Genomic DNA, 13,643 nt, shown 5'->3' on the forward strand with positions numbered 1-13,643 from the left:
CACATCAAAGGATGTACACCATGACGTCGGTAACCCCGTGCGCCAGTTCTTCCAGCGAGATGAATGACTTCCTCCAGGCCCATCCGGACACGCAGTACGTCGACCTGCTGATCTCCGACATGAATGGCGTGGTACGTGGCAAGCGCATCGAGCGGGCCAGCCTGCACAAGGTGTACGAGAAGGGCATCAACCTGCCCGCATCGCTGTTCGCCCTGGACATCAATGGCTCCACCGTCGAGAGCACCGGCCTTGGCCTGGACATCGGCGATGCCGACCGCATCTGCTTCCCGATCCCGGGCACGTTGTCGGACGAGCCGTGGCAGAAGCGCCCCACTGCCCAGCTGCTGATGACCATGCACGAGCTGGATGGCCAGCCGTTCTTCGCCGACCCGCGCGAAGTGTTGCGCCAGGTGGTGAGCAAGTTCGACGATCTGGGCCTGGATATCTGCGCGGCGTTCGAGCTGGAGTTCTACCTGATCGACCAGGACAACCTCAATGGTCGCCCGCAGCCGCCGCGTTCGCCCATTTCCGGCAAACGCCCCCAGTCGACCCAGGTGTACCTGATCGACGACCTCGATGAATACGCCGACTGCCTGCAGGACATGCTCGAAGCCGCCAAGGAGCAAGGCCTTCCCGCCGACGCCATCGTCAAGGAAAGCGCCCCTGCGCAGTTCGAAGTCAACCTGCACCACGTGGCCGACCCGCTCAAGGCCTGCGACTACGCGATCCTGCTCAAGCGCCTGATCAAGAACGTGGCATACGACCATGAAATGGACACCACGTTCATGGCCAAGCCCTACCCGGGCCAGGCAGGTAACGGCCTGCACGTACACATTTCGTTGCTGGACAAGAAAACCGGCAAGAACATCTTTGCCAGCGATGACCCGTTGCAAAGCGACACGCTGCGCCACGCCATCGGTGGTGTGCTGGAAACCATGCCGGCGTCGATGGCGTTCCTGTGCCCGAACATCAACTCCTATCGCCGTTTCGGCGCGCAGTTCTACGTGCCCAATGCGCCAAGCTGGGGTCTGGATAACCGCACCGTGGCGGTACGCGTGCCCACCGACAGCAGCGACAACGTGCGCCTGGAGCACCGTGTGGCCGGCGCCGACGCCAACCCGTACCTGATGCTGGCGGCCATCCTGGCCGGCGTGCATCACGGCCTGACCAACAAGGTCGAGCCGCAGGCGCCGATCGAAGGCAACTCCTACGAACAGCTGGAGCAAAGCCTGCCGAACAACCTGCGCGATGCCCTGCGCGCGCTGGACGACAGCGAAGTCCTCAACCAATACATCAGCCCGGACTACATCGACATCTTCGTGGCCTGCAAGGAAAGCGAACTGGCCGAGTTCGAAGTGTCGATTTCCGACCTTGAGTACAACTGGTACCTGCACACGGTGTAAGCCCATGAGCGCAACTGCGGTCCCCTTGATCGGTGTCAGCGCCTGCCGCCAGCAGGTGGGGAAGAACTCGTCGCACACGGTAGGCGACAAGTATGTCGAGGCGGCCGGCTTTGCCGGCTTGCCGCTGATCTTGCCGGCCCGCGACAGGGGCAGCGACACACAGGCGCTGCTGTCCCGTCTGCACGGCATTGTTTTTACAGGCTCGCCTTCAAATATCGAACCGCATCATTACAATGGCGCCCCCAGCGTGGCGGGTACCCGGCACGACCTGGCGCGTGATCGGCTGACCTTGCCACTGCTGCAGGCGGCGATTGCCGCCGGTGTGCCGGTGTTCTGCATTTGCCGTGGCTATCAGGAACTGAACGTGGCCCTTGGCGGCAGCCTGCACCAACGCGTGCAGGAGCTGCCTGGCTACCTTGATCATCGCGAACCTGAGGACGCACCCCTGGAGGTGCAATACGGCCCTCGTCACCCGGTCGGCATCGAGCCTGGCGGGTTGTTCGAGCGCCTGGGCCTGGCGGCGCAGTTCGAGGTCAACTCGCTGCACAGCCAGGGCATCGACCGCCTTGCCCCAGGCTTGCGCGTCGAGGCACGGGCCCCGGATGGCCTGATCGAAGCAGTGTCCATGCCCGATGCGCCGGGCTTTGTGCTCGGTGTGCAGTGGCACCCGGAGTGGCGCTTCAACGAAAACCCGGTCTCGCTGCGCCTGTTTCAGGCGTTTCGCCAGGCCTGCATTGCCTATGCAGCAGGGGAGGGCGCACGGCAGGAATGATTCTGACGTCAGCCGAAGGTCTCGGATGACTTGTCCCCGACAGCAAGCTTTCAATGAGTGAAAGCGGGCCTTGTACGCAAGGCCTGTGAAAACAATTCCAAAATTTACGGCAAATACTCATGAGCAATTACACAGAAGCCGGCCGTCCACCCGACGTGGCAGCCGACGCGGGCAACACTCAGCGCAGCAAAGGCCTGGCCAAGGGCCGTTTGGGCTTGCTGGCCAGCGTGGTGCTGGGCATTTCCACCATCGCCCCGGTCTACACCCTGACCGGCGCCCTTGGCCCGACCGTGCGCGAGGTCGGTGCCCACCTGCCAGCCGTGTTCATCGTCGGCTTCCTGCCGATGTTGCTGGTGGCCCTGGGCTACCGCGAGCTGAACTCGGCAGAACCGGACAGCGGTACATCGTTCACCTGGTCGGCACGTGCCTTCGGCCCGATGATCGGCTGGATTGGCGGTTGGGGGTTGGTGGTTGCCACCACCATCGTGCTGTCGAACCTGGCAGGGGTGGCAGTCGACTTCTTCTACCTGTTTCTGGGCCAGATCACCGGCAAGCATGAGCTGGCGGCGTTGGCCGATAACCTGTTGATCAACATCGTTACCTGTTGCGTGTTCATCGCCCTGGCCGTGTGGATCTGCTGTCGCGGCATCGCCACCACCATGACCGTGCAGTACGGCCTGGTGGCCTTGCAGTTGGTGGTGCTGATCGGATTTGCCGTCGCCGCCTTTGGCGGTACCACCGCGCCGCCACCGCTGGCGTTCGATTTCGCCTGGTTCAACCCGTTTGGTGTCGAGTCGTTCTCGGCCTTTGCCGCTGGGCTGTCGCTGTCGATCTTCATCTTCTGGGGCTGGGACACGTGCCTGACCGTCAGCGAAGAGTCGGTGGGCAGCGAAGAGGTGCCGGGCAAGGCCGCCACCTGGACCGTGATGCTGATCCTCGGCCTTTACCTGTTCACCGCCATCGCCACTCTGCAGTTTGCCGGTATCAGCGAAACGGGCCTGGGCCTGAACAACCCGCGCATCCAGGAGAACGTCTTTGCCCACCTGGCCGGCCCGGTCATGGGGCCGCTGGCGATCCTGATGTCCATCGCGGTGCTGGCCAGTACCGCGGCGTCGTTGCAGTCGACCTTCGTGGCGCCGGCGCGCACCCTCCTGGCGATGGGGTACTACGGTGCAGTGCCGCCGAAATTCGCCAGCGTCTGCCCGCGTTCGCAAACCCCGCGCTACGCCACTATTTGTGCGGGCCTGGCAGCAGGTCTGTTCTACGTGACCATGCGTAGCCTGAGCGAGAACGTGCTGGCAGATACCATCACCGCGCTGGGCATGATGATCTGCTTCTATTATTCGCTGACCGCATTTGCCTGCGTCTGGTATTTCCGTGGCAGCCTGTTCGACAGCCTGCGCCACTTCATCATGCGCGGCCTGTGCCCGTTGGTGGGTGGGGTGATCCTGTCGGTGATCTTCATACGGACTGCCATCGACAGCGCCTCGCCGGACTTCGGCAGTGGTTCGCATGTGGGCGGGTTGGGGCTGGTGTTCGTGATTGCCGCGATCATCTCGGTGCTGGGCATCGGGCTGATGATGCTGTCGCGCATGCGCGCGCCGGCTTACTTCCTGGGGGCTACCCTGCGTCAGCAGGCTACCCTGCCGTTGCAGGAATAAATAATTGGGGCTGCAAAGCAGCCCCAATTCGTTCTTCAGCTGATCATTTGCTTCAGCAGCGTCGCATGACGCTGTTGCTGTTTCTTCAACAGCAAGCGATTCGAGCGGAACACCGCCTTCAAATCCTCCAGCGCCACGTCGAAATCATCATTGATGATCACGTAGTCATACTCGTCGTAGTGCACCATCTCGCTGACCGCTTCTTTCATGCGCCCGGCAATGATTTCTTCGCTGTCCTGCCCACGGCCATCCAGGCGGTGACGCAGCGCCTCCTGACTAGGTGGCAGGATGAACACCGACAACGCCTGTGGCATCAGCTTGCGCACCTGCTGGGCGCCTTGCCAGTCGATTTCCAGGATCAGGTCGTAGCCCTGATCCAGCGTCTGCTGCAGCGCGCTGCGCGAGGTGCCGTAGAAGTTGCCGAACACTTCGGCATGCTCCAGAAAGTCGCCTTGCGCGATCAGCGCCTTGAATTCTTCGTGGACCACGAAGTGGTAGTTCACCCCGTGTTCCTCGCCCGGGCGCATGGCGCGGGTGGTGTGCGAGACCGAAACGCGGATCTGCCGGTCGTCCTTGGTCAGGGCCGTTACCAGGCTGGTCTTGCCGGCGCCCGAAGGGGCCGAAACGATGTAGAGGGTGCCGCTGCTGTGGTTCATGGTCGGGGTGGCCTTACTCGATGTTCTGTACTTGTTCACGCATCTGTTCGATCAATACCTTCAGGTTGACCGCCGCTTGCGTGCTGCGTGGGTCGAAGGCCTTGGAGCCGAGGGTGTTGGCTTCGCGGTTGAGTTCCTGCATCAGGAAGTCCAGGCGCCGCCCTGCGGCGCCGCCGCCCTTGAGTACCCGGCGCACTTCAGTGACGTGGGTGCTGAGGCGGTCGAGCTCCTCGGCCACGTCGCTCTTCTGCGCCAGCAGCACCATCTCTTGTTCCAGGCGCTGTGGGTCGAGCTCGGCTTGCATGTCGCCGAAACGGTCGAGGATCTTCTGCCGCTGCGCCGCCAGCATCTGCGGCACCAGGGCGCGCAAGGTGGTGACTTCGCTGGACATGTTGTCCAGGCGCTCGTTGATCAGCCGGGCCAGTTCCTGGCCTTCGCGCAGGCGGCCGGCCTTGAGTTCGGCCAGGGCTTCGTCGAACAGTGCCATGGCTTCGGCGTTCAGTGCCTGCGGGTCGCTGGTGTCGGCCACCAGCACGCCTGGCCACGACAGCACTTCCAGCGGGTTCAGGGGTGCTGGCTGCTTGATCAGGCCGGCCACTTCCTCGGCGGCGGCAACCAGTTGCGCGGCGCGTTCGCGGTCTACCTTCAGCGGCTTGCCGTTGCTGTCTTCGTTGAGGCGCAAGGTGCATTCCACCTTGCCCCGCGACAAGCCCTGGCGCAGGCCTTCACGCACGGCGCCTTCGAGGTCGCGCAGGGCCTCTGGCAGGCGCAGGTGCGGTTCCAGGTAACGGTGGTTGACCGAACGCAGCTCCCAGATCAGGGTGCCTTGGCTGCCGGCGCGCTCGACACGAGCAAAAGCGGTCATGCTGTGCACCATGGGGAGTACCTCGCTTAGTTGAATGGACGGTGGGAGCCTCTCGGCTGCAAGGCGCAGGATTGTAGCGCAGTGGGGCCGTGGCGCCCAATCCACCTATGTTACCGACGGGCGGCCGCGCCAGTAGGAAAAGGCGACGGGCTGTGGCGGGTACGACAATAGGCATGTCTTCCCCGGGCTGCGGGCTCTATAATGCTCGGCAGATTCAAAGTCCCAGTACAGGTATCCCAGATGAAACGTCCAAGTGGTCGCGCCGCCGATCAGCTCCGCTCGATCCGCATCACCCGCAACTACACCAAGCACGCCGAAGGGTCGGTACTGGTCGAGTTCGGTGACACCAAGGTCATCTGCACGGTCAGCGTTGAAAACGGTGTGCCGCGCTTCCTGAAAGGCCAGGGCCAAGGCTGGCTGACCGCCGAATACGGCATGCTGCCGCGTTCTACCGGTGAGCGTAACCAGCGCGAAGCCAGCCGTGGCAAACAGGGTGGTCGCACCCTGGAAATCCAGCGCCTGATCGGCCGCTCGCTGCGCGCCGCACTGGACATGAGCAAGCTGGGCGACATCACCCTGTACGTCGACTGCGACGTGATCCAGGCCGATGGCGGTACCCGTACCGCGTCCATCACCGGTGCCATGGTCGCCCTGTGCGACGCGCTGGCGGTGATCAAGAAACGCGGTGGCCTGAAGGCCGGCAACCCGCTCAAGCACATGATCGCTGCTGTGTCGGTGGGCATGTACCAGGGCGAAGCCGTGCTCGACCTGGACTACCTGGAAGACTCCGCCGCCGAAACCGACCTGAACGTGGTCATGACCAGCGCCGGTGGCTTTATCGAGGTGCAGGGCACTGCCGAAGGTGCGCCGTTCCAGCCTGAAGACTTCAACGCCATGCTGGCCCTGGCGCAGAAGGGCATGACCGAAATCTTCGAGCTGCAGCAGGCTGCACTGGCGGACTGACTGATTTCGTAAATACAAAAAAAGCCGACATTACTGTCGGCTTTTTTGTATCTGAGCAACACGCTTAGATGGTCAACGTCCAGTCATAGTCCACGATCAGCGGCGCATGCTGGGAGAAGCGCGGCTGACGCGGCAGGCGGGCGTTACGCACGAAGCGGCGCAGGCCTGGCGTGAGGATCTGGTAGTCGAACCGATAGCCCAGGTTGAGCATCTCGGCCTGCTCGTTGTCCGGCCACCAGCTGTACTGGTCGCCTTCACGGCTGACTTCGCGCAGGGCATCGACGTAACCCATCTCGCCAGTGATCGCATCCATCCAGGCGCGCTCCGGCGCCAGGAAGCCCGGCGATTGCTGACTGTCACGCCAGTTCTTGATGTCGAGCTTCTGCTGCGCCACGTAGAACGAGCCGCAATAGATGTACTCGCGACGCTTGCGACGCTGCTTGTCCAGGTACTTGGCGAAGTCGTCCATCAACTTGAACTTCTGATTCAAGTCTTCGTCGCCGTTCATGCCCGAAGGCAGCAGCAGGCTGGCAATACTGACTTTGTCGAAATCTGCTTGCAGGTAACGCCCGTAGCGGTCGGCTGTCTCGAAGCCCAGGCCGGTGATGACTGCCTTGGGCTGCATGCGCGAATAAAGGGCCACACCACCTTGGGCAGGCACCTCCGCGTCGCAGGCATAAAGGAAATAGCCATCGAGCTGGAAAGCTGGGTCATCGAGTTCAAAGGCCGAGGCGCGGGTATCCTGAAGGCAGATGACGTCGGCATTCTGGGCTTGCAGCCAGCTGAGCAAACCACGCTCGGCCGCAGCCTGAATGCCATTCACGTTCACACTGATGATCCGCATAAATGGCCCCAAAAATCTCGTGCGTGTATGATACCCGAGCTCAACCCATTTAGCTAAATCCGTGGTGTCCGGGACTATTCATGCAGCCGTATCAGCGCGACTTTATCCGTTTTGCCATCGATCGCGGGGTACTGCGTTTCGGTGAATTCACCCTGAAATCGGGGCGTACCAGCCCGTATTTCTTCAATGCCGGCCTGTTCAACACAGGATCCGCGCTGGCCGAGCTGGGGCGCTGCTACGCTGCCGCCATCGTCGACAGCAAGATCTCATTCGACGTGCTGTTTGGCCCGGCCTACAAGGGTATTCCGTTGGCGGCGACCACTGCCGTGGCCTTGGCGGACCAGCATAAGCTCGACGTGCCTTGGTGCTTCAACCGCAAGGAAGCCAAGGACCACGGCGAAGGCGGCAGCCTGGTTGGCGCACCGCTGGCCGGTGATGTGCTGATCATCGACGACGTGATCACCGCCGGTACTGCCATCCGCGAAGTCATGCAGATCATCAACGCCCAGCAGGCCAAGGCCGCCGGCGTGCTGATCGCGCTGAACCGCGAAGAGCGTGGCAATGGCGAGCTGTCGGCGATCCAGGAAGTGGAGCGCGACTTCGGTATCCCGGTGGTCAGCATCGTTTCGCTGACCCAGGTGCTGGAGTTCCTGGCCGATGACCCGCAGCTGAAGCAGCATCTGCCGGCTGTCGAGGCTTACCGGGCGCAGTACGGGATCTGATCCTGGCCTGGAAATGAAAAAGGCGACCTTCTTGTGAAGGTCGCCTTTTTTTTGTCGCCTGTTTCGGCCGATCAGCGCTGCTTGCGGTTGGTAATCAGGGTACCCACGCCGCTGTCGGTGAAGATTTCCAGCAGCACAGCATTCGGCACACGGCCGTCGATGATGTGCGAGCTGTTCACGCCGCCCTGCACCGCATCCAGTGCGCACTTGATCTTCGGCAGCATGCCGCCGTAGATGGTGCCGTCAGCGATCAGTTCGTTGACCTGTTCGGTGGTCAGGCCAGTCAGAACCTGGCCCTGCTTGTCCATCAAACCGGCGATGTTGGTCAGCAGCATCAGCTTCTCGGCTTTCAGCGCCTCGGCTACCTTGCCTGCTACCAGGTCGGCGTTGATGTTGTACGACTCACCGTTGGCACCCACGCCGATCGGCGCGATGACCGGGATGAAGTCACCCTTCACCAGCATGTTCAGCAGGTCGGTGTTCACGCTCACCACTTCGCCAACGTGGCCGATGTCGATGATTTCCGGGGTGGTCATCTCGGGCGTCTGGCGGCTGACGGTCAGCTTGCGGGCGCGAATCAGCTCCGCGTCCTTGCCGGTCAGGCCGATGGCGCTGCCGCCGTGGCGGTTGATCAGGTTGACGATGTCCTTGTTCACCTGGCCACCCAGCACCATCTCCACCACGTCCATGGTCGCCGAGTCGGTGACGCGCATGCCGTCGATGAAGTGGCTTTCGATCGACAGGCGCTTGAGCAGGTCGCCGATCTGCGGGCCACCACCGTGGACCACCACGGGGTTGATACCCACAGCCTTCATCAGCACGATGTCACGGGCGAAGCCGGTTTTGAGCTCCTCGCTCTCCATCGCGTTGCCGCCGTACTTGATCACCAGGGTCTTGCCGACAAAGCGGCGGATGTAAGGCAGTGCTTCGGACAAAACCTCGGCTACATGGGAAGCGGCATCGCGATCGAGGGTCATGCAGGGCTCCTGTAAGGAACAGATAGTCGGTCAGAACGGCAGTTGCAGCTCAGGGGCAACCCGCAGCAACTGGGTACGGAAAACATCCTTGATACGTTGCAATTCGGCGTCGCTGTCGGCCTCGAAGCGCAGCACCAGCACCGGGGTGGTGTTGGAGGCGCGAACCAGGCCCCAGCCGTGGGCATAGTCCACCCGCACACCGTCGATGGTGGTCAGGTTGGCTTCGCCCCAGTCGGCGTCGCGTTGCAGTGCATCAATGATGCTGAATTTACCCTCGTCGGTCACATCAATATTGATTTCCGGCGTGGAAATATCGTTCGGGAAGGCGGCAAACAGGTTTTCGGCGCTTTGCCCGGCCTGGCTGAGGATTTCCAGCAGGCGTGCGGCACTGTAGATGCCGTCGTCGAAACCGTACCAGCGTTCCTTGATGAAGATGTGACCGCTCATCTCGCCGGCCAGCAGCGAGCCTGTCTGTTTCATCTTCTTCTTGATCAACGAATGACCGGTCTTCCACATCAGTGCGCGGCCGCCGTGTTGCTCGATCAGCGGAGTCAGGCGACGGGTGCATTTGACGTCGAAGATGATTTCGGCGCCCGGGTTGCGCGCCAGCACGTCCTGGGCAAACAGCATCAGCAGGCGGTCGGGGTAGACGATGCTGCCGGTATTGGTCACTACGCCAACGCGGTCGCCATCGCCGTCGAAGGCCAGGCCGATGTCGGCGCCGGTTTCCTTGACCTTGGCGATCAGGTCTTCAAGGTTTTCCGGCTTGCCCGGGTCCGGGTGGTGGTTGGGGAAGTTGCCGTCCACCTCACAGAACAGCGGGATCACTTCGCAGCCCAGGGCTTCGATCAGTTGGGGTGCGATCACGCCAGCGGCACCGTTGCCGCAGTCCACCACCACCTTGAGCTTTTTCGCCAGCTTCACGTCATCGACGATCTGCTGGAAGTAGCGGTCAAGGATCTCGACCTTTTCCACGCGGCCTTCGGCCAAGGTCAGGTCGTTGGTTTTCAGACGGGTGAGCAGGGCCTGGATCTGTTCGTTGGCCAGCGTGTCGCCAGCGATGACGATCTTGAAGCCGTTGTAGTCCGACGGGTTGTGGCTGCCCGTCAGCATCACGCCCGACTTGCCTGCTAGCACGTTGGCCGCGTAGTACAGGGCCGGGGTGGGCACCAGGCCGACGTCGCTGACGTGGCAGCCGGCATCGACCAGGCCCTTGATCAGTTGTTCGACCAGCATCGGGCCGGACAGGCGGCCATCACGGCCGACCGAAACCTGCGGTTCGCCCTGGGCCAGGCTTTGCGCACCGATGGCGCGACCGATCCAGTAGGCGGTTTCGGCGTGAAGGGTTTTGCCGACCACGCCGCGGATGTCATACGCGCGGAAAATGCTGTCGGGCAATGCGGCGGGGACCAGGTGGGCCATGTCGTTCATCTCTGGAAGCTCCATTAGTCAAAGGCTTTCTGGGCAGGCGCAAACTGAACGCTTGGACGGTGCTTTCGCCAGAGAGTTCGCCATCCTTGGCCTGAACGGTCCTCTGCCGGCTCAGTGGCTGCCGGAGTGACCGAAGCCGCCAGCACCACGCTGGCTTTCATCGAAGGCTTCGACGATGTCGAAATGGGCCTGTACCACCGGCACCAGCACCAGCTGGGCGATACGCTCGCCAACGGCGATGGTGAACGGCGTGTTGCCGCGGTTCCAGCACGACACCATCAGCTCGCCCTGGTAATCCGAGTCGATCAGGCCGACCAGGTTGCCCAGCACGATGCCGTGTTTATGGCCCAGGCCCGAGCGCGGCAGGATCACCGCCGCCAGGCCCGGGTCGCCGATGTAGATCGACAGGCCGGTAGGGATCAGCAGGGTCTGGCCTGGCTCAAGGACAGTGTCCTCCTTGAGCAGGGCGCGCAGGTCCAGGCCGGCAGAGCCAGGGGTGGCGTAGGTCGGCAGGGGGAATTCGGTGCCCAGGCGTGGGTCGAGGATCTTGGCTTGAAGAGCGTGCATGTAACTTATTGAACCTGATTGAGCCGTTCGGCGATGAAGGCGACCAGTTGCCGGGCGATCTTGCCCTTGCTGGTCTGCGCGAAGAGGGTCTGGTGCTGCTGGCGGTCGATCACGGTCAAGGCGTTTTCTTCGCTGTTGAAGCCGATGCTGGGGTTGGCCACATCATTGGCGACGATCAGGTCGAGGTTCTTGTCCTTGAGCTTGCGCGTGGCGTAATCGAGCAGGTGTTCGGTTTCGGCGGCGAAGCCGACGCTGAACGGGCGGTCGCTGCGGCCAGCAATGGTGGCAAGGATATCGGGATTGCGCACCATCTGCAGCAGCATGCCGTCGCCGGTCGTAGGATCTTTCTTCAGTTTTTGTGTGGCAACCACTTCCGGGCGGTAGTCCGCGACCGCTGCCGAGGCGATGAACAGGTCGCACGGCATGGCCGCTTCACAGGCCGCGAGCATGTCCCGCGCGCTGACCACGTCGATACGGCTGACCCGGTCGGGGGTTGGCAGGTGCACCGGGCCAGTGACGAGGGTCACCCGAGCCCCGGCTTCGGCAGCCGCTTCGGCCAGGGCGAAGCCCATCTTGCCGGAGCTATGATTGGTGATGTAGCGCACCGGGTCGATGTTTTCCTGGGTCGGCCCGGCAGTGATCAATACGTGTTTGCCGGTGAGTGCCTGGCGCTTGAAGCTTTCTGCGGCGCACCAGGCCAGGTCGGTGGCTTCGAGCATGCGGCCCAGGCCCACGTCACCACAGGCCTGGCTACCGGAGGCCGGGCCGAACACCTGGATACCACGGCTCCTGAGCAGCTCAAGGTTGGCCTGGGTGGCCGGGTCGCGCCACATGGCCTGGTTCATGGCCGGGGCCACGGCGACGGTGGCATCGGTGGCCAGCACCAGGGTGGTCAGCAGGTCGTCGGCCATGCCTTGGGCCATGCGCGCCATGAGGTCGGCGGTGGCCGGGGCGATCAGCACCAGGTCGGCCCACTTGGCCAGTTCGATATGGCCCATGGCTGCTTCGGCGGCCGGGTCGAGCAGGTCCATGTGCACCGGGTGGCCCGACAGCGCCTGCAGGGTCAGCGGGGTGATGAACTCGGCACCACCACGGGTCATGACGACGCGCACCTGCGCGCCGTGCTCCAGGAGTCGGCGAATCAGCTCGGCGCTTTTGTAGGCGGCAATGCCGCCACCTACGCCGAGAACGATGCGCTTGCGATACAGCCGCTGCATAGGCTTGCCTTTTTCCAGTGAGAGCGGGCGGCGACGTTCGAAAATGCCTGCGGCAGAACGTCGCATGTACGAGGCGAAATAGATTAACACAGGGTCGAAATGGGCCGCAGCAAGGGCAGGGGACGGGGATGAATATCAGGGAGTGGCCCGCTGAAGAGCGGCCGAGGGAGAAGTTGTTGTTGCGTGGGGCTGGGAGCCTGACCGATACGGAGTTGCTGGCTGTTTTTCTTGGCTCAGGTGTACGCGGGCGCAATGTCGTGGAGATGTCGCGAGGTCTGCTGGTGAAGTTCGGCAGCTTGCGTCAGCTGCTGGAGGCCGACCGTGAAGCCTTCATGAGCGAGCTTGGGTTGGGCCCTGTGAGGTACGGCCAGTTGCAGGCATTGCTGGAGATCGGACGCAGGCACCTTGCAACTTCGATTGAGCGTGAGTCTGCCATGGACAGCCCGGAAACGGTGCGGCGCTATTTGAAGGCCATGCTGCGGCATGAGGCCAGTGAAGTGTTCGGGTGCCTGTTTCTGGACACCAAGCACCGGCCGTTGGCGTTCGAGATCCTGTTCAGGGGCACGATAGACCGGGCGAGTGTTTACCCGAGAGAGGTGGTGCGGCGGGCTTTGCTGCATAACGCGGCGGCGTTGATCCTTCGCGGTTATGGTGTCAACTCTAGTGTTTCACTCGGCTGAAGTGCCCGAGATAGAAGCATTCCTTGATGCTTATTCAGATTTTGATGTTCCATATTCAGTGTTGCAGAGCAAATTTGATTTTAGGCCCAGGCGGGCCACCACAGCAGTCAGCTTCACCAACAATTGTGATGCTAGGTCCCGGATGACTGGGGCTCAGGCTGTTGCTTGCGGTTCACAGAAAAGCTGGGAATTCCTACCCATCTTCCCGAAAAAGCTGAACATTACGGCAAAATCTGATGGAACCTACTCCACGTGGCCAAGGGATCCTACATCGCTGATGGCATTTTGACCTTCTCCACTCATTGTGTACCGCTGGATAAAAAGGCGAGAATGCGCGCGCAATGGAAGGCATGATGCGCGCAGGTCGGCGCTCTCGTGGCAGGATGTCACCGGCTTCATGCCTCCACAGCCAAGGCTCGCACGAGCCTTTAAGCTTAATGCCAATTTGTGGAGAGTGATGTGCTGAGTGACGACGACCAAAAGCTAGCCAAGATCCTTTTTGGCCTTCTGAAAAATGCGACTAGCCAAGCCGTCGTCAAGGAATTCCTCCGGACGAAGGGCATCCCCGTTTCTGCGCAAAACTGGGACGATCTCTATGAGAAGCGGATCGAGCCTGCCCTCAAGGATAAAAAACTTGCCCTGAAAGACCTCCGTGATCTACTGCAGCAGGTGGAGGAGTTTGGCAAGCAGCACTCGTTCCTTTTCCAGTGCACTGAAGAGCGGGCAATCGGCCTGCTGTCTCCTACGCGCATCGCTTCAATCGCAGCAGCTGAGGGCCTTTCGGGGCTGTTTACTCACCCGCTGGATCTTGAGATGCCCGACGAGGCCACAATCGTCGACATCCGCCTGTACCGTCCGGACCCGCAGAAGACACCGGTTTCGCTT

11 protein-coding genes and 3 pseudogenes are annotated in these 13,643 nt (G+C 62.0%); 7 read left to right on the top strand and 7 right to left on the bottom strand.

The annotated features are described in order from the left end of the window. Nucleotides 1-20: 20 nt before the first annotated feature. The 3 genes from ACF8MI_RS06750 (at nucleotide 21) to ACF8MI_RS06760 (ending at nucleotide 3,836) form a co-directional block, all read left to right on the top strand. Nucleotides 21-1,403: a glutamine synthetase family protein gene (locus tag ACF8MI_RS06750; RefSeq protein WP_012274830.1), complete on the top strand. Its 1,383-nt coding sequence runs from the start codon at nucleotides 21-23 to the stop codon at nucleotides 1,401-1,403. 4 nt (nucleotides 1,404-1,407) lie between these two features. Next, nucleotides 1,408-2,175: a gamma-glutamyl-gamma-aminobutyrate hydrolase family protein gene (locus tag ACF8MI_RS06755; protein WP_200928905.1), complete on the top strand. Its 768-nt coding sequence runs from the start codon at nucleotides 1,408-1,410 to the stop codon at nucleotides 2,173-2,175. A 119-nt stretch (nucleotides 2,176-2,294) separates the two neighbouring features. Next, nucleotides 2,295-3,836 (top strand): APC family permease, encoded by a 1,542-nt coding sequence (locus tag ACF8MI_RS06760; RefSeq protein ID WP_104833741.1) that lies wholly within the window; start codon nucleotides 2,295-2,297, stop codon nucleotides 3,834-3,836. Between the two features lie 35 nt (nucleotides 3,837-3,871). Here ACF8MI_RS06760 and gmk read toward each other — a convergent pair whose 3' ends face one another. Continuing rightward, complete coding sequence (gmk, locus tag ACF8MI_RS06765; RefSeq protein ID WP_060499670.1) at nucleotides 3,872-4,492, bottom strand: guanylate kinase; 621 nt, start codon at nucleotides 4,490-4,492, stop codon at nucleotides 3,872-3,874. Between the two features lie 13 nt (nucleotides 4,493-4,505). Beyond that, entirely contained in the window at nucleotides 4,506-5,369 is an 864-nt protein-coding gene (locus ACF8MI_RS06770; RefSeq protein WP_028699257.1) for a YicC/YloC family endoribonuclease, read from the bottom strand. Nucleotides 5,370-5,597: 228 nt separating this feature from the next. Between ACF8MI_RS06770 and rph the strand changes: the two genes are divergently transcribed. Next, complete coding sequence (gene rph, locus ACF8MI_RS06775; protein ID WP_051096411.1) at nucleotides 5,598-6,320, top strand: ribonuclease PH; 723 nt, start codon at nucleotides 5,598-5,600, stop codon at nucleotides 6,318-6,320. Nucleotides 6,321-6,384: 64 nt separating this feature from the next. Here rph and ACF8MI_RS06780 read toward each other — a convergent pair whose 3' ends face one another. Continuing rightward, nucleotides 6,385-7,164, bottom strand: a complete 780-nt coding sequence (locus ACF8MI_RS06780) for an exodeoxyribonuclease III (RefSeq protein WP_003253401.1) — start codon at nucleotides 7,162-7,164, stop codon at nucleotides 6,385-6,387. Nucleotides 7,165-7,244: 80 nt separating this feature from the next. Between ACF8MI_RS06780 and pyrE the strand changes: the two genes are divergently transcribed. After that, nucleotides 7,245-7,886: an orotate phosphoribosyltransferase gene (gene pyrE, locus ACF8MI_RS06785; protein WP_060499669.1), complete on the top strand. Its 642-nt coding sequence runs from the start codon at nucleotides 7,245-7,247 to the stop codon at nucleotides 7,884-7,886. 71 nt (nucleotides 7,887-7,957) lie between these two features. Here the strand turns inward: pyrE and argB are convergent, their stop codons facing one another. The 4 genes and pseudogenes from argB to coaBC form a co-directional block, all read right to left on the bottom strand. Then, nucleotides 7,958-8,863 (bottom strand): acetylglutamate kinase, encoded by a 906-nt coding sequence (gene argB / locus ACF8MI_RS06790; protein WP_060499668.1) that lies wholly within the window; start codon nucleotides 8,861-8,863, stop codon nucleotides 7,958-7,960. A gap of 30 nt (nucleotides 8,864-8,893) precedes the next feature. Beyond that, nucleotides 8,894-10,261, bottom strand: a pseudogene (locus ACF8MI_RS06795) (phosphomannomutase/phosphoglucomutase); the annotation flags it as partial. Between the two features lie 144 nt (nucleotides 10,262-10,405). Then, nucleotides 10,406-10,861: a dUTP diphosphatase gene (gene dut / locus ACF8MI_RS06800; RefSeq protein ID WP_060499666.1), complete on the bottom strand. Its 456-nt coding sequence runs from the start codon at nucleotides 10,859-10,861 to the stop codon at nucleotides 10,406-10,408. Nucleotides 10,862-10,866: 5 nt separating this feature from the next. Continuing rightward, nucleotides 10,867-12,078 carry a bifunctional phosphopantothenoylcysteine decarboxylase/phosphopantothenate--cysteine ligase CoaBC gene (coaBC, locus tag ACF8MI_RS06805; protein WP_104833742.1) on the bottom strand — a complete coding sequence of 404 codons (1,212 nt, stop codon included), beginning with the start codon at nucleotides 12,076-12,078 and terminating at the stop codon, nucleotides 10,867-10,869. A gap of 128 nt (nucleotides 12,079-12,206) precedes the next feature. Between coaBC and ACF8MI_RS06810 the strand changes: the two are divergent. Then, nucleotides 12,207-12,719 (top strand): annotated as a pseudogene (locus ACF8MI_RS06810) (JAB domain-containing protein); the annotation flags it as partial. Nucleotides 12,720-13,217: 498 nt separating this feature from the next. Next, nucleotides 13,218-13,643 (top strand): annotated as a pseudogene (locus tag ACF8MI_RS06815) (hypothetical protein); the annotation flags it as partial.

Origin of the sequence: Pseudomonas sp. yb_9, from assembly GCF_043103635.1 — a bacterium.
Classification (GTDB): Bacteria; Pseudomonadota; Gammaproteobacteria; order Pseudomonadales; family Pseudomonadaceae; genus Aquipseudomonas; species Aquipseudomonas monteilii.

Excerpts from the sequence above, each read along its gene's own strand:
- gmk (WP_060499670.1), bottom strand. The coding sequence starts at position 4,492 with ATGAACCACAGCAGCGGCACCCTCTACATCGTTTCGGCCCCTTCGGGC.
- argB (WP_060499668.1), bottom strand. The coding sequence starts at position 8,863 with ATGACCCTCGATCGCGATGCCGCTTCCCATGTAGCCGAGGTTTTGTCC.
- ACF8MI_RS06770 (WP_028699257.1), bottom strand. The coding sequence starts at position 5,369 with ATGGTGCACAGCATGACCGCTTTTGCTCGTGTCGAGCGCGCCGGCAGC.
- ACF8MI_RS06750 (WP_012274830.1), top strand. The coding sequence starts at position 21 with ATGACGTCGGTAACCCCGTGCGCCAGTTCTTCCAGCGAGATGAATGAC.
- ACF8MI_RS06780 (WP_003253401.1), bottom strand. The coding sequence starts at position 7,164 with ATGCGGATCATCAGTGTGAACGTGAATGGCATTCAGGCTGCGGCCGAG.
- ACF8MI_RS06755 (WP_200928905.1), top strand. The coding sequence starts at position 1,408 with ATGAGCGCAACTGCGGTCCCCTTGATCGGTGTCAGCGCCTGCCGCCAG.
- rph (WP_051096411.1), top strand. The coding sequence starts at position 5,598 with ATGAAACGTCCAAGTGGTCGCGCCGCCGATCAGCTCCGCTCGATCCGC.
- coaBC (WP_104833742.1), bottom strand. The coding sequence starts at position 12,078 with ATGCAGCGGCTGTATCGCAAGCGCATCGTTCTCGGCGTAGGTGGCGGC.
- ACF8MI_RS06760 (WP_104833741.1), top strand. The coding sequence starts at position 2,295 with ATGAGCAATTACACAGAAGCCGGCCGTCCACCCGACGTGGCAGCCGAC.
- pyrE (WP_060499669.1), top strand. The coding sequence starts at position 7,245 with ATGCAGCCGTATCAGCGCGACTTTATCCGTTTTGCCATCGATCGCGGG.
- dut (WP_060499666.1), bottom strand. The coding sequence starts at position 10,861 with ATGCACGCTCTTCAAGCCAAGATCCTCGACCCACGCCTGGGCACCGAA.